The sequence below is a fragment of the Kribbella sp. CCNWLW201 genome, assembly GCF_037203805.1.
Taxonomy (GTDB): Bacteria; Actinomycetota; Actinomycetes; order Propionibacteriales; family Kribbellaceae; genus Kribbella.
Genome location: NZ_JBBCBQ010000002.1, coordinates 214,080 through 236,003 on the forward strand (window position 1 = coordinate 214,080; position 21,924 = coordinate 236,003).

Below are 21,924 nucleotides of genomic sequence, written 5' to 3' on the forward strand. Positions count from 1 at the left end.
TTCAGCCCTTCACCGCGGCGAGGATGGCGTCCCAGAGGCGGGCGCGGGCGGCCAACGCGGTGTTGATGGTGTCCGCGCAGGCCTCCCACTTGGCAGGGTCGTCACCGCACAGGTCGGTGACCATCTGCATCGCCATCGGGGTGTGCTGTTCGCCGTCCACCTCGATGTGCCGCTCGAGGTAGTCGACGAAGGTGTTGAGCTTGTTGGACCGCTCGTTCACCGCGACCACCTGGGTGAACATGTCCGGGATCAGGTCCTCCCGGCCGAACGCGAACGCGGCCGCCTGGCAGTGGATCGGCGCGTTCTCGATGATGTCCCAGGTGGTGCCGGCGAAGTCGATCGACGCCTGCGGTACGCCGGCCGCGTGCAGCGACTCGACCACCGAACCACCGTCGCGGAGCCGATCGATCAGCCCCGAGATCGCGGTGGTGTCCGCGCCGGCCTCCACCATGCCGTTGACGTAGAGCTCGAAGTGGCTGATGAAGCCCTCGCCGAGCTCGTCGCTCTCCTCGACCATCACGATGTCGTTGATCAGCCGGCGGCTGCCGGTGTGCGCGGTCGGGATCCACGGCACCGTGACACAGGTCAGTTCGCGTTGCAGGGACTTCAGCAGGGACATGAAGTCCCAGACCGCGAAGACGTGGTGCTCCATGAAGGTGACCAGCGCCTCGTGGGTGTCCAGGTTCGCGTAGAGCGGGTGCTGGACGACCGTGTCGCGGGCCTCCGTGACCGCCTTCTCCAACTGTTCGATACCTGGGTGGGTTTGACCCCAGTCGTAACGGGACATGTGCTGCACTCCTCTAGCGATCGGCCCAGAGCGTCGGGCAGTAGTCGGGATCGGCGTAGTCGGGCCGCCCGTCGGACGTCCGCCGTACCAGGACGTCGTGGTTGTACGACGCCAGGCTTCCGTCGGACAGCGGGAACTCGCGATAACGGTTGTTCCCGTCCTGCAGGTGCAGCGAGATCGCCCGGCGGGGGCGGTCGCTGACGTTCGCACCGCTGCCGTGGTACGTCCGGCAGTGGTGGAAGTTCATGTGGCCGCGCGGGATCGTGATCGGGACCCTGACCACCTCGGCGTCGTTGTACGCCGCGTTCTCGGCCAGCATCTCGTCCAGCTGCGACCGGTCGCGTTCGGCGAAGTGGCGTACGACGGTGTCGTCGGAACCGATCTCCTGCCAGCGATGGCTGCCGTCGACCATGGTGATCGTGCCCATCTCCGGCGGGCAGTCGTGGAACGGGATGAATGCGGTCAGCATCCGGTCCGACGACGAGGACGACCAGTAGTGCTTGTCGAAGTGCCAGGGCACGATGTTCGACGGCTCGCCCTCGATCGGCGGCTTGTAGATCAGGGTGGACTGGAAGATCCGGATCTCGTCCGCCTGAGCCAGCCGGGCCGCGACCGCGCCGATCAACGGCTTGCGCAGGATCTTGGCCAGGCCGTCGTGCTCGTAGTGCACGTAGTCGTTGTGCCGCTGGACATCGCCCTTCGCCGGGTCCCAGTACGCGAGCTTCGGCGGCGCCGTCGGCAAGGTCCGGTCGCGTTCGCCGGCGTAGTAGCGCTCGCTGGCGTTGACCAGCTCGTCGGTCTCGTCGTCGGTGAGCAGCTTCTTGGACAGGTACCAGCCGTGCTCGTGGTAGAAGGCAACGTCCTCGTCGGTCGGCAATAGCTCGACCTCTTCCTCAGACAACTTGAATTCGAGGGTCATGCGTCAGCTCCCGCCAGCTCGCGTTCCTTCGCCTCGTAGAGGGCCTTGATGTTGCCGCTGCCGAACGTCATCGCGCCGCGCCGCTCGATGATCTCGAGGAACAACGTGCGCCGGACGTGCATCGACTCGGTGAAGATCTGCAGCAGCTGACCCCAGTGGTCGCGGTCGACCAGGATGCCGAGCTCCTGTAGGTCCTCGATCGGTGTGTCCACCTCACCGACCCGGTCGGGCAGGGCTTCGTAGTACGTCGACGGCGTACCGAGGAAGTTGACCCCGCGACCGGCCAAGGTGCTGACCGCCTCGACGATGTCGCTGGTGCGCAAGGCGATGTGCTGTACGCCGGCGCCCGCGTGCCAGGCGAGGAAGTCGTTGATCTGGCCGGGTCGGCGGCTCGGGTCCGGCTCGATCAGGGTGAAGGTGACGTGCTTCGACGGGCTCTGGACGACCTTCGAGTCCATCCCCTGGCCGGCCACCTCGATGTACTCCTCGAAGATCCGCGGGAAGCCGAACACGTCCTCGTAGAACTTCGCCGTCGGCTCGAGCTCGCCGGCCGGTACGCAGATGGCCAGGTGGTCGATCTCGCTGAACAGCTTCTCGTCCGGTCCACGACTCGGCTCGGTGATGTGGATCCGGCCGGGCAGGAAGTCGTGCCGCGGTCCGTGCCGCTCGACCAGTCGGTGGATCACATCACCGAATCCAGCCACCTCCGCGATCACCACGGTCGTCTCGCCACCGTCGTACCGGACCGGCTCCTGCAGTCCTTGGGCGCCTCGGGCAACCAATTCGCCGTACGCCGCCGTCGCGTCGTCGACCTCCAGTCCGACGATCGCGACCCCGTCGCCGTGGCGTTGCACATACGCCGCCGCGGGGTGGTCCGCGGCCAGACCGGACGTCAGCACGATCTGTACGGCGTCCTCCCGCAACAGCAGCGACCGCTGATCCGGCAGACCGGTCTCGGGACCACCTTGTCCGTGAATCTGCAGTCCGAATGCGTGTCCCAGGTAGAACGCGGCCTGCCGAGCGTCGCCCACATACAGCTCCACGTGGTCGATCCCGTAGATCTCCATCAAACCCTCACCTCACTGTTGATCTGTCGCCGCTCCGGCGTACTGGCGGTGCCGAAGAGCAGGCTCACGTTCTGGCCGCCGAACCCGAACGAGTTCGACAGCGCGTACTCCGGCCGGACGTCCCGCGGTTCCTTGCGGACGTGGTCCAGCGGGCACGCAGGGTCCGGGTCGTCCAGGTGGTACGTCGGTGGCACCAGGCCGGTGTTGACGGCCAGGGCGGTCGCGGCGGCCTCCACCACGCCTGAGGTGCCGAGCATGTGACCGGTGAGCGCCTTCGTGGAACTCACGGCCGGCATGTGATCGCCGAAGGCCAGTCCGATGGCCACTGATTCGGCGACGTCACCAAGCTTGGTGCTGGTCCCGTGCGCGTTGACGTAGCCGATGCGTGCCGGATCGACTGTTTTGAAGGCCTTTCGCATGCACGTCGCCGCGCCAACACCATCAGGCCGGGGAGCGGTCGGGTGATGGGCATCGGAGTTCACCCCGTAACCCACGACGTCCGCATAGCCGGGCGCATTGCGTGCGGCGGCGTGCTCTGCGCTCTCCAGGACCAGCAGCGCCGCGCCCTCGCTCAGTACGAATCCGTTGCGACGAAGGTCGAACGGGCGACTGGCTTCGGCCGGATCGTCCCAACCGCGTGCCAGCGCCCGGGCGTTGGCGAACGTCTCCGCGAACGTCGGGAACAGCGGCGCCTCGCTGGCTCCGCACAGTACGACGTCCACCTCGCCGGACCGGATCAGCCGGACCGCGTCGGCGATCGCCTGTGCTCCGGAGGCACACGCCGTACCGACGGATGAGGTGTAGCCGCGGAGGCCGAAGCGGATCGCGACGCGGGCGGCCGGCATGTTCGGGAGGATGCCGGTCAGCAGGTAGGGACTGACGGCGGCGCGACCGCGTTCGGCTCGGGCGAGGACTTGTTGCTCCAGCGTCGCCATCCCGCCGACGCCACCGATGATCACGCCGATACGCTCGGGGTCGACGTTGTCGCCGACCGTCAGACCGGCGTCGGCGAGGGCGTCCTCGGTGGCGAGTTGGGCGAGGATGACCGTGCGGTCCATGACCTTGCCGTCCGGCCCGCTCGCGATCTTCCCCGGATCGAACGGTTGCAGGATCCCGGCGAGCTCGATCGAGTTCGCGATCGGATGGTCGGCCGGGGGCTTCACGATCCCGGATCGGCCGTGCAGCAAAGCGTCGTACACGGTCTCGACACCGCGACCTACGGGTGTCAGCAGGCCCATCCCAGTGATCGTGACGGCGGGGATCCGGCCCCCGGCGCCGGCCGTCGGCCGTCCGTCCGCGCTCATGCTTCCGCTCCCGTCAACCGCTCCTCGCGGAGGACGACCTTGCGGACTTTGCCGGTGACGGTGACCGGCACCTCGTCGCCACCGACCACACTGACCTTGCGGATGATCGCTGCCACCTCATCGCCGACCGCCGCCTTCACCTGGGCGGTCCGGTCGACGTCCGGTGCGTCGGGGCTCAGTTCGAGCAGCACGTCGGCGACGTACCGGCCGCCCTCCTCGACGATGATCACCGTGCAGTCGAGGACTTCGGGGAGCGCCGCGAGGATGCGTTCCTCGGACATCGAGGTGAACAACTGCGGACCCTCGAACCCGGCGACCGCGTCCGGGATCCGGTCCAGGTGGAAGTAGTGGCCGGTGTCGTCGCGGTAGGCCAGGTCGCCGGTGAGGAACCAGCCGTTCAACCGGAAGCGGTACGTGTTGACCGAGTCGTTCCAGTAGCCGGGTGAGACGGACGGCGAGCGGAACCCGAGCAGTCCGACCTTGCCCGCCGGCAGCTCCTCGCCGGTCGAACTCAGTACGGCGGCCTGCGCGAACTGGTACGGCTTCCCGATGCAGCGGCCGTAGTGGTCGCTGTCGATCGTGTGCGTGATGTGGAAACCGTTGTGACCCATCTCGCTGGAGCCGAGACCGTCGACGAAGTGCGAGCCCTTGACCGTCGTACGCCCGGCCCTGGTGACGGTCTCACGGGTGCCGACGGCAACGAGTTTGCGGATGTGCGGCTCATGCGCGCAGTCGCCGGTGTTGAACCACATCCGCACCGAGTCCAGCTCGTGCTGGCTCAGGTCCTCGCGAGCCAGGCCGGCCCAGGTGACCGCGAATCCGTAGACGGCACGCGGCTTCCAGCGTTCGATCTGCCGCAGTACGTCGGGCGCGTCCTGGCTGGACAGGAGCAGCATCTCGGCCCGGTTGCCGAGGACCTGGTTGACCATCAGGACCGTCGCCGTGTGTGGGATCGGCAGCGCGTTGAGGATCCTGTCGGTGCCCTGCGCCTGCGGCATCGTGAGCAGGTGTTTCAGGGCGGCGTACAAGGTCGTGTGCGTGTGCAGAACAGCCTTGGGTACGCCGGTCGTGCCGCTGGTGTGGGTGATGACGACAGGGTCGTCACCGTGGTGGCGGTAGTGCTCGGGCGCCTTGGCCGGATCGCCGGAGCCGAGCTCCTTCGGCTCGGCAAGGACTTCCGTCTGCAGGAGCGGCCGATGAGCAGCGTCCGCGAGTACGGCGGTGACGCGCAGGCGGCGGATGTACTCGTCGGCGATCGGCGGGCTCATCTTGCCGTTCATCAGCGCGGGGATCGCGCCGAGACGGGTCAGCGCCAGGAAGCTGAGCACGATGTCGGCGGCCTCGGTGGCCCAGATCGCGACCACGTCCCGACGGCCGATGCCGTGCTCGTGCAGCCAGGCGGTCCGGGCCTGTACTCGCTCGTCGAGTTCACCTAAGGTCAGCGGGTGCTCGGCCGGGTAGTGGTCGACCGATGTGTCGAAGGTAAGCCCCGGACCGTTGAGATCGGCGCCGTGGGCGATCACCCGTTGCAGGACATTGCCCGTGCCGATCTCGGGATCGGCGGCCAGCCGGGCTCTCAGACTCTTCATGTTCGAACTCCCCAACTCACGATCCGGGCGGTCGCCTGCTCGGCTTCGCCGTCCACAAGCACTTCCACGATCAGCACCTGGTCGGCGTCCCCGTCACCGATCAGCAAGGCGGCCTCGTCGAGTCCGCCGTCCGTCACACACACGACCGGTCCGCGCAGCTGCCACTTCGCGGCGATCAGCCCCGCGACGCTGTTCGGCACCGACTGGAAGAAGAACAGCGGACCGATTCGCTTGCCCTCAGCAACTGCTTGCTTCACATGCTCAGCGCTGACCCGATCCCCGTCACTCACGAGCACGATCCCGGTTCGTTCTGAGGGCCGCACGGACAGCGAGCTCAGGCAACGATCCGCGGCCACCGCGGCCAACGGGTTGAACGTCGACAACACGAACCCGGGCAACGCCGGCGGCCCTGCCGCGACGTCATCACCAGCCTCCGGCCAACGCCCTTCACCAAGCACCTCGAGGTCCGGCGTCATCCCGCACACACCACCAACGCGGTATTCGCGCCCCCGAACGCCGAGTTCAACGTCATCCCGTACGGCGACCGCGCCTGCCGCGGCGCATCAAGAATCAGATCGAGGTCACAGGCCGGGTCGGCTGCGAGGAAACCCGCATTCACAGGCAACTTGCCTTCCCGCAAAGCCTGCACAGTCACCACGAGCTCAACCAGCCCCGAAGCCTCCAACGCATGCCCATGCACCCCCTTCGTCGAACTCACCGCCACTCCCCTTTGGTTGGCTGACCCACCAGCGTGTGGGTTGGCCACCCGCAATCCGGGGTGCGAACCCACACTTTGGTGGGCTGACCCACCAGCGGGGGCGGCCCGGGGCGTGAAGACTTGGGTGATTGCGGCGGCCTCGGCGGCGTCGCTGAAGGTGGTGCCGGTGGCGTTGGCGTTGATGTAGCCGATGTCGTCCGGTGACAGGTTGGCCTTCTGGAGTGCGGCCTGGATTGCGGCTGCCAGGCCTCGGCCGTCCGGGGACGGTTGGCAGGGGTGGTAGGCGTCTCCGGTGCGGGCCCAACCCGCGATCTCAGCCAGCCCCTCGCCCGCTTCCAGGACTACTGCGGCTACACCGTCTCCCAGCAACAGGCCTCGACGGTTGAGGCTGAAGGGGCGGACGGTGTGGTCGTCGGAGAGCGCGCGACCGGCGTCGAACAGGGCGTACTGGTCTGGCTCGACCAGATAGGCAGCTGCTACGACGATCCGGTCAGCCCGGCCAGCGCGGATCAACGTTGCCGCGTCGGCGACCGCCGTACTGGCTGAGACACATGCACTGGTGTAGACGCGTTGCTGGCCGAAGTCGCAGGACGGTGCGGTGTGCAGTGCGAGCAAGAGAGGTGTCGTACTGCGGTCGACACCGGCCTGACCACATGCGGTGGCTATTGCCAGGTCCAGCTCTTCTTCCAGCGTGCCGACGTCAGCAGCCGTGGCGGCGTGGTGCACACGACGGTTGCTGGTGTCGAAGCGCTGGACCTCACTGAAGGCCGCCGTACCGACCAACTGGGCCTCAGGGCCGCGGCCGAGTGCGGTCAGGATCGAGAGGCCGGTGACGGAGACCGGTCTGGGTTCAGACATGGCTGGTCAGCACCTCGGCCAGCACCGTGACCGCGTCGTCGACAGTGGCGATGCGTTCGAGCTGGTCGTCGGAGAGCTCCACGCCGTACCGCTGCTCGACCTGATGGACCAGCCAGGCCAGCTCCATCGAGTCGATCCGTTCGGCGCCGGGTGGTCGCTCACCGAGGCCTGTCAGCCAGCTGATGATGTCGGCCCGCCCGGGCGGGGGTGGGGAGGGCGGGGGCGGAAAACCTGTGGTCATCAGACTTGCTGGGCTACCCGGCCGGCCACCTCGGTGGTGAATTCGCCGACCGTCATCAACGCAAGCTGCTCGGACTCGTCGTCAGAGAACCGTACGCCGAACCGGTCCTCGACCCGGACCGACAGATCCGCCAGCGCGAGCGACTCCAGGTCGACCCCGGCCGGGCCGAGCGTGGTGTCGTCGTCGATGCCCTCGGTGTCGTAGTTCATGTCCTGCAGTTGCGCGATCACGAATGCGCGTACTTCGTCCTTCATCGCGTTACCTTCTTTCGGTGGGAGACGGTCGAGTGCATGTGTGGGTGGCGCCGGCCGGTGATGACCAGCGCTCGACTGCGAGGGATCTGCTGCTGGAACTCGCCGGTGCGCTCCTCGACCGCACCGCAGTACTCGAGTACGAGCCGACCGGGCGTCCGTCCGTCGATGGCCTCGCGGTGAGCATCAGCCACAGCCGCACCCTCGTGGCGGTCGCGGCGTCCGCGGTCGGCCCGGTCGGTGTGGATGTCGAGGACGTGTACCCGCGAGAGGTCGCCGGGCTGGCTCGACGCTGGTTCGATCCGGCCGAGTTGGAGTGGATGGCTCGCCAGCCTGATGAGCTGACCGCGTTCCTGACGTTGTGGACAGCGAAGGAAGCTGTCGGCAAGGCGCTCGGGTTGGGCCTCCGCAAGACCGGACTCCGCCGCCGAATGCCTTTGCCTGCAGGTCTGGTGCTGTCCGAGCCGAGCCTCGCGGTCCAGCACCTGCCAGTCGATCAGCAGACCGTGTTGGCGGTGGCGTTGCCCGCGATAGCGACCGAGGTGCTTCTGACTGAGCATCACGGGGCTGCCTTGCGGAGGACGGTGAGGTCGCGGACGAGCTTTCCGGTCGTGGTTCGGGGCAGTTGATCGAGGAGTCGCAGGGTACGGGGGCGCTTGTACGGCGCCAGGCGCTGCGCGAGCTCGGACTCCAGGACGGCGACGTCGCGGCGCTCCCGCAGCTGCAGGTAGGCGGTGATGGAGCCGTCGAACACGACCACCGCGGCCTCGACGCCGCGGAGCGTGCCCAGGGTGTACTCGACCTCGGTCAGGTCGACCTTCATGCCCCCGACGGAGACCTGCGAGTCGAGCCGGCCCTTGATGCTGACCAGGCCGGTCTCCGCGTCGATGACCCCGGCGTCGCGGGTTCGCAACCAGCCGTCCGCCCAACGAGCCGGGTCGGACAGCCCGAGGTACGGCGATTCCGGCCGGCGGATGTGGATTTCGCCGTCGATCGCGCGGACCTCGATCCCCGGAGCCGGACGGATCGCCGGACGATGTTCGCCGTACAGATCGGTGCCGATGACCCCGACCTCGGTCATCCCGTACATGTTCCCGAGCGGTACGCCGTACTTGGCCTCGAACGACTGTGACACCGCGGCCGGCACCAGCTCACCGCCGGTCGTCATCCGCTTGAACTGCGGAAGCCTCGGCGGCTCCTGCACCGACGCGAGCAGACCGATGTGGAACGGCACTCCGAGCACGGTCGCCGGCGACGTGCCCGCCGCGATGGCCTGAACGATCGCGTCACCGGTGAGCCGCGCCGGCGGGACCAACTCGATGCCGGCGTGCAGGCCGTACAGCAGACCGCCGACCAGGCCGAGCACATGCACCATCGACGGCAGCAGGATCAGCCGCTCACCCCGCACCGGCACACCATCGATCTGGGTGTACCGCAGTACCTCTTCGACGAGGTCCTCCGCAGTCCGTCCGATCACCTTCGACGGGCCAGTCGACCCAGAGCTGAGTTGTACGACGGCATGCGTCGTACCGGCCGGATGACCGGAGTAACTGGCCACGTCGGTCTCGACCTCGACGAACGTGCGCAGCCCCGACGGGACCGGACGGCCGGGTGACACCACCACCTGCGGCACCAGCCGCTCGATCGCGCGCCGGACCTCGTAGTCGGTCAGCCGGTGATCGAGCAGGATCGCCTGCCCACCGCTGCGCCAGACCGCCAGCAAATGCGTGATGAACGCCATTGACGGCGGTAACCGCAATGCGGCCGCACCACCGGCGCGAAAACCGGCCTCCGCCAACTCGGATTGCCGATCCCGAACCAACCGCCGCAGTGTCGCCCGGTCAATCGGATCGGGCAACCGAAAGCAAATGTCATCCGCCGGACCGGCCAGCAGCACATCATCGACCCATTGGGCACCCTGGGTGGTTCCGGGCACCACGACAGCACCGTCCATGGTCATCCGAGCTCCGAAGTTCGTTGCACACAAAGGATTCGAAGACCAGAACCCCCACCAAGGCCTGGCGATGACTGGACGATACGACACGATCACTCAACCGCGCTATGGACCAAAAGTAATAACCCAATCACCCCCGGCAACCACCTCGCAACCACATTCCCCCATGATCAAAACAAACCAGCCGTGCGAGAATCAGCGGTTAGATATATCGTGAGCTGTCTACCCTTCCGAAGGGATACCTGCGGATCGCAACAAACCACGCGAAGGAATTCCACAGTGAAATTCCGCGGGCCTGGAAATCAGCTGGATGCCCGCGTCACCCTTCGGACACCTCCTGGGGACTGGGGCCCTCTGGTCAGATGTCCGCAGTCCCCATTTGCTGTCACGGTTCACGGGTGATCCGGGATGACGTGCAGTTCGACAGGAGGTGTCCGGCGATCGAGCCGCACTACCGGTCAGCGCAGGCGTGCGTCGCCGGCAGTGGCCGCATACCTCCTGTCGAACTGCAGCCAGCTGCGGGTTACCAGTCACCTACCTCGGCGCCGGGAGCACAACCAAAGGCGGCACCACTCCTCCGCGCATCACAGCAGCCGTGACGCGGATACGCGCTCGCGCCGGAGGCGCCAAGAAAACTGTCGCCGCCGAAGGCAGTGTCCTTTGCTGCGGAGGTGGTGTGGTTTAGGCGGGAGCGCCCAGTGTTGTCAGGGCGGTGGCTACTCGGCCGTGGGCGGCTTCCAGGGCGGCTCGGGCTTCGGAGATGGGGGAGCCGGTGAGGAGGTGGACCAGGGCCGGTTTGAGTTCGCCGTCGGCGTCGGCCAAGGCGGATTCGCACGCGTCGGGGTCGGCTCCGGTGGCTTCGGCGAGGATGCGGAGCATCCGGCCGCGGAGCTTCTGGTTGGTGGCGACCAGGTCGACCATCAGGTTCGACCAGGTGCGGCCGAGCTTGATCATCAGCGTGGTGGAGAAGGAGTTGAGGATCATCTTCTGCGCCGTGCCGGCCTTCAGCCGGGTGGAGCCGGCGATGACCTCGGGCCCGGTGTCCGCGGCGATCACGATGTCGGCCAGCGGCGCCAGCGGGGCGGACGGGTTGGAGGTCACCAGCACGGTGGTCGCCCCGGCCGCTCGGGCGGCCTTCAACGCCCCGGCGACGTACGGCGTACTCCCGGAAGCCGCAAGGCCGATGACGAGGTCCTGAGCGGTGACAGGAGCCGCGTCGGCGGCGCCGCCCTCCTCGGAGTCCTCGACGTTCTCGACCGCGCGGAGCAGCGCGTCCATGCCGCCGGCGTGGTGGGCGACCACCAGGCCTTCCGGCGCGTGAAAGGTGGGCAGCAGCTCGGCGGCGTCCAGGACGGCCAGGCGTCCCGACGTACCCGCGCCGAAGTAGTGGACCCGGCCGCCGCCGCGGACCGCCTCGACGGCGGCATCCACGGCGCGGGCCAGCTCGGGGATGACAACGCCGACGGCACCGGCCACCCGGGCGTCCTCGGCGTTGACCATCCGGAGGATCTCGGTCGTGCCCACCGCATCGATGGCGAGCGTCCTGGGGTTGCGCAGCTCAGTCGGCGTGGTCACAGCTCCGATGTTAGTTTCCTACTGAAGGTTTTTCAATTCTGTGGATCGTTGACGAAACGGTTGAGGCGATCACTCCGATCCCTTCAGCCGGTGGCCGCGGACCGCGCTCGCGGTCTCCTCGAGCGCCTTGCGCGCGTCCGGCAGGACCTGCTGGGCCACGCCGATGAAGAGGCAATCGATCACGGTCAGCTGGGCGATCCGGCTCGACATGGCGCCGGAGCGGTACGTCGTCTCGCGGGCAGCCGTGGTCAGCACCAGATCCGCTGTCCGGGCCAGTGGCGAACGGGGGAAGTTCGTCACCGCGACCGTGGTGGCGCCGTGCTTGGCCGCCTCCTCGAGCGCCTCGACGACCTCGACCGTCGTACCGGTGTGGGAGATGCCGATCGCCACGTCGCCGTCGCCGAGCAGCGCCGCACTGGGCAGCGCGACGTGTACGTCGGACCACGCGAAAGCGACCCGGCGGATCCGGTGCAGCTTCTGCTGCAGGTCGAGCGCCACGAAAGCACTCGCGCCGAAGCCGTACAGGTCCACCCGCGGAGCGTTGACGACCGCCTCGACCACCCTGGCCAGGGTGTCGACGTCGAGCTGCTGAGCGGTCTCGCGGACGGCCCGCTCGTCGGCGAACGCGACCTTGCCGACCACGTCCGCCAGCGAGTCACCGGGCTCGATGTCGCCGCCGACCTCGGGCCGGATGCTCTCCTGCGCCGACTGGGCCGCCAGCTGCAGGCGGAGCTGCGGGTAGCCGGGGACGCCGATCTGTTTGCAGAACCGGATGACCGTGGTCTCCGAGGTGGATGCCACCTCGGCCAGTTCGGAGATCGTCATCGCCGCCACTCCGCCCGGGTCCGCAAGGACCGCGTTCGCCACCCGCTGCTCGGCCGGCGCCAGCGCGGGCATCACCGCGCGGACCCGGACCAGCAGCGGCCCCGTGGGTTCTGGAGAGGAAACTGAGTTCATGACAGCACGGTACGGCGCCTATGCACGAAGTGGGGTCACCGACGCGAAAGTCTCCAACCTGTGGCGACAAATGATTCGGGTGTGTGCTCCCCGTCGAGAAGAACACCATCCCCACTCGTGATCTTCACACCGTCGACATACACACCCCGGCCCTGGTACAGCGCGTCGGAGGTGTAACGCCACCTGATCGTCTGATCACCGGCCGCCAACTCGGCGAACACCTGGTGCCAGTGCCGGTCGCCGGAACCGCTGATCGTCCCGTCGGTCTCGATCACGGATCCCCGGTCCTGCACGGTGAACGGCACCTTCGTCCAGGTCGTCCCGTCGGCCGAGGTCTCCAGGTACAGCAGGTCGGTGTTCTCGGTGTCCACGAACATGTCGAACGTGAGCTTCGCCCCTTCGGCCGGTACGGCGACCTGCGTGGCCAGGGTTGTCGTCGCGCCGTCCGTCGTACCGGAGAACCAGGCGTCCTTGCCGTGTCGCGGTCCGACGCCGAGAGCGAGCGCCAGCCCTTGGACGACAGCACGCCTGGCCGGGTTGTTGCTGCCCCAGTTACGGCTCGGGTGGACCCGGTTGGTCAACAGGATCGCGAACGACCGCGAGTCGAAGTCGATCACGATCGACGTTCCGGTATAGCCCGTGTGGCCGGCCGTGCGCGGCCCGGACAGGCCGTTCATGTACCAGCGCTGGTTCAACTCGAAGCCGAGCCCGTGGTCGTTGCCCGGGAAGGCCTGGTTGAAGTTGGTGATCATCGCCGTGACCGAGGATTCCTTGAGGATCCGGGCACCGCGGTAGCTACCGCCGTTCAAGAAGGTCTGGGCCAGAATCGCCATGTCGTCGGCAGTACTGAAGACACCGGCATGACCGGCGACACCGTCCAGCGACCAGGCGTTCTCGTCGTGCACCGAACCCCAGACCATCCCGCGCGGCGGCGACGCCTGGAACTCGGTGGCCGCGATCCGCGGCTTCTTGCGCGGATCCGGGTTGTAGCCGGTGTCCCGCATCTGCAGCGGTTTGGTGATGCCGTCGGCAACCAGTTTGTCCAGCGTCTTGCCGGTCACCCGGTGGGCCAGCTCGCCCAGGGCGATCAGGTTGAGGTCGCTGTAGAGGTACTTCGTCCCGGCCGGGCTGGTCGGGGTCGCGGTGAGGGCCATCTGCATCCGTGACGCCGGGTCCGGCCGGGCGCTCCACAACGGCAACCAGGCCGGCAGCCCGGTCGTGTGCGTCAGCGCCTGCCGGACCGTGATCGCCTGCTTGCCGTTCTCGGCGAACTCCGGCACATACGCGGCGATCGGGGTGTCCAGCCCGACCTTGCCCTTCTCCACCAGCTGCATCACCACGATCGAGGTGAACAGCTTCGACACCGACGCCATGTCGAAGATCGTGTCGGTGCGCATCGGGATCTGCTGGTCCGCGGGCAGCTCGGTCCCGGCGCCGTCGGCGTACTTCAACGCCATCCCGGTGGCCGTCTTGGTGACGACCTTCCCGTCGTGGCCGAGCAGCGTGACCGCGCCGGCGTACAGGGGTTTCGCCGTACCGTTGGGCCTGGTCCAGGCGTCCACCTGGGCCAGCGCCGCGTCGATCGGCGCCGGGTCGAGACCGGCCTTCGCCGGGGTGGAGTCGCGCAAGAGAGTCGTCTTCGGTGCGTAGCCGTCGTACGGACGGTCGAACTGGCCGGATCTGTTGCCATTGGCAACCGCAGTGCTGGTCATCGCGAGCATCAGGGTGGAGACTACCGCGATTCCGAGGATACGTCTCACCGGTGAGCTCCCTTGTACAGCAGGTACTTCGCCCGGCGCGCGGTCCACGCGTCGGTCTCGGGCTTCCAGGCCGCCACGATCTCCTCGGCGGACGCACCGGCGGTCAGCATGGTGCGGAACCGATCGGATCCGGTCAGCAGGTCGATCCACCGGCCGGGCGGATTCTCGGCCCGCCAGGCGAAGCCCGGGTAGAGCCGGCGCGCCTCCACGATCATGTGGGTCGCGGCGGTGATCGCCTCCACCTTGTGCGGGTCGGTGATCTGCACCTGGACGCCGCCGCACAGCACGTTGGCGTTCTTGCTGATGAACGGCGTGAAGTACGCCTCCCGGAACTCCACGCCCGGGATGTCCTTCTCCTGTAGCGCCTGGGCCCACTTGTAGTCGATGTACGGCGCCCCGATCAGCTCGAACGGCCGCGTCGTACCGCGGCCCTCGGAGAAGTTGGTCGCCTCGAACAGGCACATGCCCGGGTAGAGCAGTGCGGTGTCCGGGGTCGGCATGTTCGGGCTCGGCAGCACCCAGGTCAGGCCGGTGTCGGCGTACAACTGGTCCCGCTTCCAGTTCTTCACCGGGATGACCTGGAGTTCCGTCAGCCGGGCGCCGTTCGCGTCGATCGGCAGGTACTCCGCGTTGAACAGCCGGGCCAGCTCGCCCACGGTCATGCCGTGCTGCTGGATGATCTCCTCCTTGCCCACACCCGAGGTGTAACCGGGCTTGAGCATCGGACCGCGCGCGTACCCGCCGACCGGATTCGGACGATCCAGTACGACGAACCGCGCGCCGGTGCGGACAGCCGCGAGCATCGCCTCGTACATGGTCCAGATGTAGGTGTAGAACCGGGCACCGACGTCCTGGATGTCGAACACGACCGTCTCCACACCGGACTTGGTGTAGAGGCTCACGAGCTTGTCCGCGTTCGCGCCGTACGCGTCGTACACCATGATCCCGGTGCGCGGGTCGATGTGGTCCTGCTCGGATCCGCCGGCCTGCGCCGTACCGCGGAAGCCGTGCTCAGGACCGAAGACGGCGACCACGTTGACCTGTCCGGACGCGTGCATCGTGTCGACGATGTGACTGAGGTCGGGCAGGATGCCGGTCGGGTTGCTGATCACGCCGACCTTCTGGCCGGCCAGCGCGCGCCAGCCGTCAGCGGCCAGCACCTCAGCGCCGGTCATCGTCTTCCGGTGCGTCACTGCTTGAGCAGCTTGTGCGTCGATCAGAGGGGCTGCGGCGAGCGCGCCTGCGCCCGCGATGAGACTGCGTCGCTTCATGGTTACCAGCTCAGTCCGTGGCCGAAGGGGTAGAGGGGCGTCTGTGGGTCACCGGCGACCGGGATGTCGACGGGCAGCTTGCCGGTCGGCTTGATCTCACCGTAGAGAACCTTGGCGAGCGACTCCATCGACACCGCGGCGAAGCCATAAGTGGCCAGGTACGTCGGTGCCGCGTCGAAGTACGCGATGTCGTAAGGGTCGCGCACGGCCACCACGATGACGGGCTTGCCGGTCGCGAGCAGGTCCTTCACCAGCTTCTGCTGCTTGGCCAGCTTGTCGGTGACGGTCGTGTCCCAGGCCTTCATCGTGGTGACGACCGTGACGTCGTTCTGCTGGGCCTTCGCGACAGCGTCCGCGATGGCCGCGTCGGTGGGTGCCGCTCCGGTCTGCGCGACCGTTGTGGTGGCACCTCGCTTGGCCAGGCTGTTGGCGAGGGTCTGCGTCGTGGTCACGCCCCATCCGGTGACGAGGATCTTCCGCGGGTCAGCGCTCAGCGGCAGGGTGTTCGCGTTGTTCTTGACCAGCGTGACGCTCTTGTCGACGATCGTCTGCGCGGTCGCCAGGCTGGCCGGCGTACCGACCGTGGTGGGGATCTTCGCGGGGTCGACGTACGGGTTGAACAGGACGCCGTTCTTCAGCTTCATCAGCAGGATGCGCAGCAGGCTCTCGTCGATCCGCTTCTCACTGATCCGGCCCGACCGGACCGCGTCGAGGACGGCGTTGAACTGCAGATCGGGCGCCGGCGGCAGCAGCAACTGGTCCGCACCGGCCTCGATCGCCCGGATCGCCACCTCGGCGTCGCCGTACTGCTGGCGGACCGCGGCCATCTCGAGCGCGTCGGTGATGATCAGGCCCTTGAAGCCGAGCTGCTGGCGCAGGACGCCGGTCAGGATCGGCTTGCTCAGCGTCGCCGGGTCACCGGACGGGTCGAGCGACGGGACCACGATGTGCGCGGTCATGATCGAGTCGATGCCGGCCTTGATCGCGGACTTGAACGGCGGTGCGTCGATCGTGTTCCACTGCTCGAGCGTGTGGTTGATCGTCGGCAGTGCGGTGTGGCTGTCGTCGCGGGTGTCACCGTGGCCCGGGAAGTGCTTCGCGGTCGCCATGATGCCGGCGTCGCGCTGGTAGCCCTGCACCTGCGCGACCGTCATGTCCGAGACCAGCTGCGGGTCGCTGGAGTACGAGCGAACACCGATGACGGGGTTGAGCGCGTTCACGTTCACGTCGGCGACCGGGGCGTAGTCCTGCCGGATGCCCATCGCCTTCAACTCGCGGCCGGTGATGCCGGCGGCGGTCCGGGCGTCCGCGGTGTTCCGGGTCGCGCCGTGTGCCATGTTGCCACCGAACTGCGTGGCCGGCGGGCCGATCCGGACCACGACGCCCTGCTCCTGGTCGGTCGCGATCGTCAGCGGGACTTTCAGACCCACGCTGGTGGCGGTCGACTGGAGCTGGTTCGAGTACGTCGCCAGCTGGGTCGGGCTCACGACGTTGCCGCGGGCGTTGAAGTAGATCCAGCCGCCCGGCTTGTACTTCGCGACCACCTCGGCCGGCGTGGCGACGCCGTACAGGGTGGTGTTGCGGGCGTCGGGCTGGTTGGCGTCCGGCCCGTAGGCGAACAGCACGAACATCTGCCCGACCTTCTCCTCCAGGGACATTCCCTGGATGGCCCGGGCGGCCTGCTGTACATCGCTGATGTTCTGCGGCTCCGGCGGCGGCGCACTTTCCGCCGTGGACACCCCCACCCCCGCGATGGCTGTGGCGGTGGCGAGTCCAGCGAGACTCAGTCGACGTAAGGCGGACATGACAGACCCCCTATTAGTTATTGAATTACAGGCGCTCCCCCGCGACGCGAAAGTTACCCACGCCAGGTATGGGGGTCAAGGGGAAACTACTAACTGACGTTGCGTAGTCGGAGCCGTGGCGCGAGGGGGTGTGGTTTTCCGCAGCTGAACTGGGTGGAAAACCGCATCCCGGTCGGCCCACTCCAGCGCCTAACGTCGGGGCATGAACCAATGGGATCCGAACACAGCTGGTGTCCTGCGACTGCCGTCAGGACGGCTGGTCCGCGGCCGTGGCCTGCGCAACGGCCTGCCACCGGGACCGGCGCCGACCTTCGGCGTCTACCTCCTGGGCAAGAAACCGGCCCCGGTCAGCTGGGACGCACGCTGGATCCACTGGCCGGACTTCCGGCTTCCGACCGACCGGGACGCGACGCGGACGATCCTGGCCGAGGCGCTGGATCGACTGTCCACCGACCGGGTCGAGTTCGCCTGCGGCGGCGGCAAGGGCCGGACCGGTACGGCGCTGGCGTGCCTGGCGATCTTGGACGGCGTACCGGCGACAGAGGCGGTGGCGTTCGTCCGGGCCAACTACGACCGGCATGCCGTTGAGACCCCTTGGCAGAAACGCTATGTCCGGAGCTATTGAGAGCGAGGTGGTGCGACGGTTGCGCCGGGGTGGAGCTTGGCAGGGACGAGCTGAGGCGGGAGGGGATCGGCGCCTTCGAGTTGGCGGATGAGGGCCTCGGTGCCCAGGTGGCCCAGCTCGGGGCCTGGGGTTCGCATGATGGTGAGTTCGGGGTTGGTGAGCGCGGCCATCTCCGTAGCCATCAACAAGGGCAGGACCGAGATGTCATCGGGGACCCGCAGGCCGAGGCGGTGCAGGCCTGCGACCGCGCCCAGAGCGGCGAACTCGTTCACGATCAGTACGGCGGTCGTGTCCGGGTACTCACGGACGAGGCGGGCCATCGCTTCCTGGCCGGCCTGGGTGGAGCCGCCGGACTCGAGGACCGCGATCTCGAGACCGTACTCCGCGGCGACCCGGCGGTAGGCCGCTTCGGAGCGGACATAGGGGCCGTAGGTGCTGAACAGCGGGTCGTTGAGGTTGCCCGAGATCAGCGTCAGCCGCCGATGTCCCAGGCCATACACGTATTCGACCGCGTCCTCGACGGTCCGGTCGAAGTCGATGTCGACATGGGACAGCCCTTCCAGTGCGCTCGTCCGCCCGATCAGGGCGAACGGCATGCCGATCCCCTGCAGGACCTTGACGCGCGGGTCGTCCAGCTGAACCTCCATCAGGACGACGCCGTCGACCAGCCCCTGTCCGACCAACTCGGTCAGTTCGCTGCCGTCATTGCCGACCGGCCAGAGCACCAGGTGGTAGTCCTGGTTGCGAGCCGCATCCGCGGCACTGGTGAAGAACTCCGCGGCCGAGAAGCCGAACTTGTGATCCAGCGCCGGATAGGCCATCGCGATGATGTGCGTCCGCCGGCTGGCCAGCGCGCGGGCCACCACGTTGCGGCGGTAGCCCAAGTCCGCCATCGACTGCTCGACCTTCGCCCGGGTCGCGGCGGTGACCGGCTTGGTGCCGTTCAGCACGAAGGACACGGTCGCGATCGACACGCCCGCGCGGTGTGCGACGTCCCGCATGTTCACCATCGCAGTGAACCCCCTTCGAACTCTTGACAGCAGTGTGACCTGAGGAACATAGTCCTTGGACACCTCAGTTAAGCGGTTTACCGACCAGCAGACAAGTGAACGGCACTCTTCGGCGGCCCGTGGTTAAACGCTTTGATCAGCGGACCCGTGTGGCCCCGACCATCCCCTCCGAAGGAGCGCAAAGTCATGATCAGCAAGCGGATCACCGCTGCGCTGGCGGGTGCGACATCACTGTCGCTCGTGCTGGCAGCCTGCGGTGGCAACGGCGGCGACTCGTCGTCGGCCTCGTCCGGCGACACCGTCAAGAGCCTCACGATTCTGGACTACTACAACAACGACCCGGACAAGTCGCTCGTCCAGAAGGGCCTCGACTCCTGCGCGAGTCAGCTGGGCATCACCATTCAACGGGAGACTGTGCCTGGTGACACCTTGATCCAGAAGGTGCTGCAGCAAGCCTCGTCGAAGACGCTGCCGGACGTGCTGATGCTGGACAACCCGGATGTGCAGCAGATCGCCGCGACCGGTGCGCTGGCGCCCTTGAACGACATGGGCCTGAATGCGGACGGAGTCATTCAGGGCATGGTCGACGCGACGTCGTACGAGGGCAAGCTCTACGGACTGGCGCCGGTGACGAACACGATCGCGCTGTTCTACAACACGCAGATGCTGCAGGAGGCCGGCATCCAGCCGCCGAAGACCTGGGACGAACTGAAGACCGCGGCGAAGAAGCTGACCAAGCCCGGCCGTTACGGCATCGCCTTCAACGCCAACGCGACGTACGAAGGGTCCTGGCAGTTCCTGCCGGCGATGTGGACCAACGGTGGCGACGAGACGGACCTGACCAGCCCGCAGGTCGCGGAAGCGCTGCAGTTGTGGGTGGATCTGGTGCAGTCGGGCTCGGCGTCGAAGAGCGTGATCAACTGGACCCAGGGTGACGCGAAGGACCAGTTCGTGGCCGGCAAGGCCGCGATGATGGTGAACGGTCCGTGGCAGATCCCGTCGCTGGAGAAGTCCCCGAACGTCAAGTGGGACGTGGTCACGTTCCCGCTGAACAAGCCGGACCAGACGCCGGTCGCACCGCTCGGTGGTGAGGCCTGGACGGTCCCGCTGAACAAGGACCAGGCCAAGCAGCAGAAGGCCGCCGACTTCGTGAAGTGCCTGAACTCGGACGAGAACGAGCTGGCCTGGGCGAAGGCCCGGTTCACCATTCCGACCCGGACCGCGCTGCACGACCAGTACGTCAAGGACGTGCCGTCGATGAAGGCCTTCACCGAGCAGGTCAAGACCGCCCGCGCGCGGACCGGCAAGCTCGGTGAGAAGTGGCCGGAGGCCGCCAAGGTGATCTACCAGGCGATCGCGCTCGCGTTGACCGGTAAGGCCTCGGCCCAGGACGCCTTCAAGCAGGCTTCCGGCGGCTGATCGCGATGGCCCATGCGACGTTGACTCGCAATGACGCCGCGGCGTCCGGCCCGGAGCCTGCTCGCAGGCTCCGCGGCCGGCGCCACCGGGGTGAGGATCTGACCAAGATCCTGTTCGTCCTGCCGGCCGCGCTGGCGATGATCGCGCTGTTCGGCTACCCAGTGGTGAAGAACCTGATGATGAGTCTGCAGGACTACGGCCTGCGGACGTTCTTCACCGGCCAGGCTCCCTGGGTCGGGTTGAAGAACTACTCGGCGGTGGTGACGGACCAGCTCTTCTCGCAGGCGATGGTGAACACGGCGCTGTTCACGCTCGGTTCGATCAGTTTCCAGTTCGTCATCGGGCTCGGGCTGGCCCTGTTCTTCCGCCGGCGTTTCCCGCTCAACGGCGTACTGCGGTCCCTGCTGTTGCTGCCGTGGCTGCTGCCGCTGATCGTGTCCAGTGCGACCTGGCGGTCCATCCTCGAGCAGGACAGCGGCATCCTGAACCGGACGCTGACCGGACTCGGCATCATCAACGATCCGGTGCCGTGGCTGAACTCCCCGTCGGTCGCGCTGATCGCGGTGATCGGGGTCAACATCTGGATCGGCATCCCGTTCAACGTCACCCTGCTGTACTCCGGCCTGACCGAGATCCCGGACGAGCTGTACGAGGCCGGCCAGCTGGACGGCGCGATCGGCTGGCGCGCGTTCTGGTACATCACCTGGCCGAACCTGCGGGCGGTGGCGAGTGTGGTGCTGATGCTCGGCGTGGTCTACACGATCAAGGTGCTGGACATCATCCTCGGTCTCACCGGCGGCGGCCCGGCCAACGCCACCCAGACGCTGGCGACCCAGTCGTACGAGCGGTCGTTCATCGACTTCAAGTTCGGCGAGGGTGCGGCGCTGAGCAACATCCTGATCGCGATCTCACTGCTGTTCGCGGTCCTCTACCTGCGCGGCACCCGTCGTGCCGTCGACGAGTAGGAGGAGTACGACGATGACCGACTCGACCATCCGTCGCGGGGTCTACACCGTGATCGGCGTACTGATCCTGGGCGTGATGCTGTTCCCCGTCTACTGGATGCTGAACGCGTCGCTGCAGCCGTCCGGCAACACGCTGACGGCCGGCTTCCTGCCTCTCGACCCGACGTTCGCCGGCTACCGGCGGGCACTCAGCGAGCAGGGCGGCAACCTGGTCACCAGCCTGATCATCGCGGTCGGCACGGTGGTGCTCAGCCTGGCTGTCGCGACCCCGTGTGCGTACGCGCTCTCGCAGTTCCGGTCCCGCTGGGTGTCGGTCGGGCTGCTGGCGATCCTGATCTCGCAGATGATCCCGGGCATCGTGATCGCCAACGCGCTCTACACGGCGTACGAGCGGCTCGGGCTGCTGAACTCGATCCCGGGCCTGATCGTGGCCAACTGCAGCAGCGGTGTCCCGTTCGCGATCCTGATCCTGCGCTCGTTCATGCTCTCGCTGCCGCCGTCGCTGGTGGAGGCCGCGCGGGTGGACGGTGCCGGGCTGTTCCGGGCGTTCGTCGCGATCGTGCTGCCGATCAGCAAGAACTCGCTGATCACCGCGGGACTGTTCAGTTTCCTCTTCTCCTGGAGCGACTTCCTGTTCGCGCTCACGCTGACCACCAAGGGCGGCGTGCGGCCGGTGACGCTCGGGATCTACCAGTACCTCGGCACCCAGGTGCAGAACTGGAACGCGGTGATGGCGACCGCGGTCCTCTCGGCGATCCCGGCCATCGTGCTGCTGGTCGCCGCACAGAAGTACATCGCCGCCGGCGCCATCGGCGGAGCCGTCAAATAACTCACTCGAAGGACTGACAA

The 21,924-nt window shown here is 67.3% G+C and carries 21 protein-coding genes; 5 read left to right on the plus strand and 16 right to left on the minus strand.

Annotation, left to right across the window (positions count from 1 at the left end):
• Position 1: 1 nt before the first annotated feature.
• From V9K99_RS10645 to V9K99_RS10685, 9 genes are read right to left on the minus strand one after another with little or no spacing between them, the layout of a single operon-like run.
• The gene (locus tag V9K99_RS10645) at positions 2-787 is read right to left on the minus strand and encodes a DUF3050 domain-containing protein (RefSeq protein WP_337003658.1); all 786 of its coding nucleotides are present in this window, start codon (positions 785-787) and stop codon (positions 2-4) included.
• A gap of 13 nt (positions 788-800) precedes the next feature.
• Positions 801-1,706 carry a phytanoyl-CoA dioxygenase family protein gene (locus tag V9K99_RS10650; RefSeq protein WP_337003660.1) on the minus strand — a complete coding sequence of 302 codons (906 nt, stop codon included), beginning with the start codon at positions 1,704-1,706 and terminating at the stop codon, positions 801-803.
• Positions 1,703-2,773 carry a 4-hydroxyphenylpyruvate dioxygenase gene (hppD, locus tag V9K99_RS10655; RefSeq protein ID WP_337003661.1) on the minus strand — a complete coding sequence of 357 codons (1,071 nt, stop codon included), beginning with the start codon at positions 2,771-2,773 and terminating at the stop codon, positions 1,703-1,705. The genes V9K99_RS10650 and hppD overlap by 4 nt, the downstream gene beginning before the upstream one ends.
• Complete coding sequence (locus V9K99_RS10660; RefSeq protein ID WP_337003662.1) at positions 2,773-4,077, minus strand: beta-ketoacyl-[acyl-carrier-protein] synthase family protein; 1,305 nt, start codon at positions 4,075-4,077, stop codon at positions 2,773-2,775. The genes hppD and V9K99_RS10660 overlap by 1 nt, the downstream gene beginning before the upstream one ends.
• Entirely contained in the window at positions 4,074-5,666 is a 1,593-nt protein-coding gene (locus V9K99_RS10665; RefSeq protein ID WP_337003663.1) for a class I adenylate-forming enzyme family protein, read from the minus strand. The genes V9K99_RS10660 and V9K99_RS10665 overlap by 4 nt, the downstream gene beginning before the upstream one ends.
• On the minus strand, positions 5,663-6,142 hold the full coding sequence (locus tag V9K99_RS10670) for a hypothetical protein (protein WP_337003665.1): 480 nt from the start codon (positions 6,140-6,142) through the stop codon (positions 5,663-5,665). Before V9K99_RS10670 ends, V9K99_RS10665 begins: the two co-directional genes overlap by 4 nt.
• Complete coding sequence (locus tag V9K99_RS10675; protein ID WP_337003667.1) at positions 6,139-7,242, minus strand: beta-ketoacyl synthase N-terminal-like domain-containing protein; 1,104 nt, start codon at positions 7,240-7,242, stop codon at positions 6,139-6,141. The genes V9K99_RS10670 and V9K99_RS10675 overlap by 4 nt, the downstream gene beginning before the upstream one ends.
• Positions 7,235-7,483 (minus strand): acyl carrier protein, encoded by a 249-nt coding sequence (locus V9K99_RS10680; RefSeq protein WP_337003669.1) that lies wholly within the window; start codon positions 7,481-7,483, stop codon positions 7,235-7,237. Before V9K99_RS10680 ends, V9K99_RS10675 begins: the two co-directional genes overlap by 8 nt.
• Positions 7,483-7,737, minus strand: coding sequence for an acyl carrier protein (locus V9K99_RS10685; RefSeq protein WP_137259095.1), 255 nt, complete (start codon positions 7,735-7,737; stop codon positions 7,483-7,485). Before V9K99_RS10685 ends, V9K99_RS10680 begins: the two co-directional genes overlap by 1 nt.
• Positions 7,738-7,754: 17 nt before the next feature.
• Between V9K99_RS10685 and V9K99_RS10690 the strand changes: the two genes are divergently transcribed.
• Positions 7,755-8,363 (plus strand): 4'-phosphopantetheinyl transferase family protein, encoded by a 609-nt coding sequence (locus V9K99_RS10690; protein ID WP_337003673.1) that lies wholly within the window; start codon positions 7,755-7,757, stop codon positions 8,361-8,363.
• On the opposite strand, the gene V9K99_RS10695 is transcribed toward V9K99_RS10690, so the two are convergent.
• The 6 genes from V9K99_RS10695 to V9K99_RS10720 form a co-directional block, all read right to left on the minus strand.
• On the minus strand, positions 8,294-9,694 hold the full coding sequence (locus V9K99_RS10695) for a class I adenylate-forming enzyme family protein (protein WP_337003675.1): 1,401 nt from the start codon (positions 9,692-9,694) through the stop codon (positions 8,294-8,296). The two genes, V9K99_RS10690 and V9K99_RS10695, sit on opposite strands and share 70 nt — an antisense overlap.
• A 675-nt stretch (positions 9,695-10,369) precedes the next feature.
• A complete protein-coding gene (gene murQ / locus V9K99_RS10700) occupies positions 10,370-11,263 on the minus strand; it encodes an N-acetylmuramic acid 6-phosphate etherase (RefSeq protein WP_337003677.1) in 894 nt (297 codons plus the stop codon).
• Between the two features lie 69 nt (positions 11,264-11,332).
• Entirely contained in the window at positions 11,333-12,220 is an 888-nt protein-coding gene (locus tag V9K99_RS10705) for a MurR/RpiR family transcriptional regulator (protein ID WP_337003679.1), read from the minus strand.
• A gap of 35 nt (positions 12,221-12,255) precedes the next feature.
• Positions 12,256-13,980: a serine hydrolase domain-containing protein gene (locus tag V9K99_RS10710; RefSeq protein ID WP_337003681.1), complete on the minus strand. Its 1,725-nt coding sequence runs from the start codon at positions 13,978-13,980 to the stop codon at positions 12,256-12,258.
• Complete coding sequence (locus V9K99_RS10715) at positions 13,977-15,251, minus strand: exo-beta-N-acetylmuramidase NamZ family protein (protein WP_337003683.1); 1,275 nt, start codon at positions 15,249-15,251, stop codon at positions 13,977-13,979. Before V9K99_RS10715 ends, V9K99_RS10710 begins: the two co-directional genes overlap by 4 nt.
• 2 nt (positions 15,252-15,253) lie before the next feature.
• Positions 15,254-17,056: a glycoside hydrolase family 3 protein gene (locus tag V9K99_RS10720; RefSeq protein WP_337003685.1), complete on the minus strand. Its 1,803-nt coding sequence runs from the start codon at positions 17,054-17,056 to the stop codon at positions 15,254-15,256.
• Between the two features lie 202 nt (positions 17,057-17,258).
• On the opposite strand from V9K99_RS10720, the gene V9K99_RS10725 reads away from it, so the two are divergent.
• Positions 17,259-17,681, plus strand: a complete 423-nt coding sequence (locus tag V9K99_RS10725; RefSeq protein ID WP_337003687.1) for a protein-tyrosine phosphatase family protein — start codon at positions 17,259-17,261, stop codon at positions 17,679-17,681.
• On the opposite strand, the gene V9K99_RS10730 is transcribed toward V9K99_RS10725, so the two are convergent.
• Entirely contained in the window at positions 17,675-18,691 is a 1,017-nt protein-coding gene (locus V9K99_RS10730; RefSeq protein WP_337003689.1) for a LacI family DNA-binding transcriptional regulator, read from the minus strand. The two genes, V9K99_RS10725 and V9K99_RS10730, sit on opposite strands and share 7 nt — an antisense overlap.
• A gap of 186 nt (positions 18,692-18,877) precedes the next feature.
• On the opposite strand from V9K99_RS10730, the gene V9K99_RS10735 reads away from it, so the two are divergent.
• The 3 genes from V9K99_RS10735 to V9K99_RS10745 are packed head-to-tail and all read left to right on the plus strand — an operon-like array spanning position 18,878 to position 21,904.
• A complete protein-coding gene (locus V9K99_RS10735; protein WP_337003691.1) occupies positions 18,878-20,110 on the plus strand; it encodes a sugar ABC transporter substrate-binding protein in 1,233 nt (410 codons plus the stop codon).
• 20 nt (positions 20,111-20,130) lie between these two features.
• A complete protein-coding gene (locus tag V9K99_RS10740) occupies positions 20,131-21,075 on the plus strand; it encodes a carbohydrate ABC transporter permease (protein ID WP_337003693.1) in 945 nt (314 codons plus the stop codon).
• Between the two features lie 13 nt (positions 21,076-21,088).
• Entirely contained in the window at positions 21,089-21,904 is an 816-nt protein-coding gene (locus tag V9K99_RS10745; protein ID WP_337003695.1) for a carbohydrate ABC transporter permease, read from the plus strand.
• Positions 21,905-21,924 lie beyond the last annotated feature (20 nt).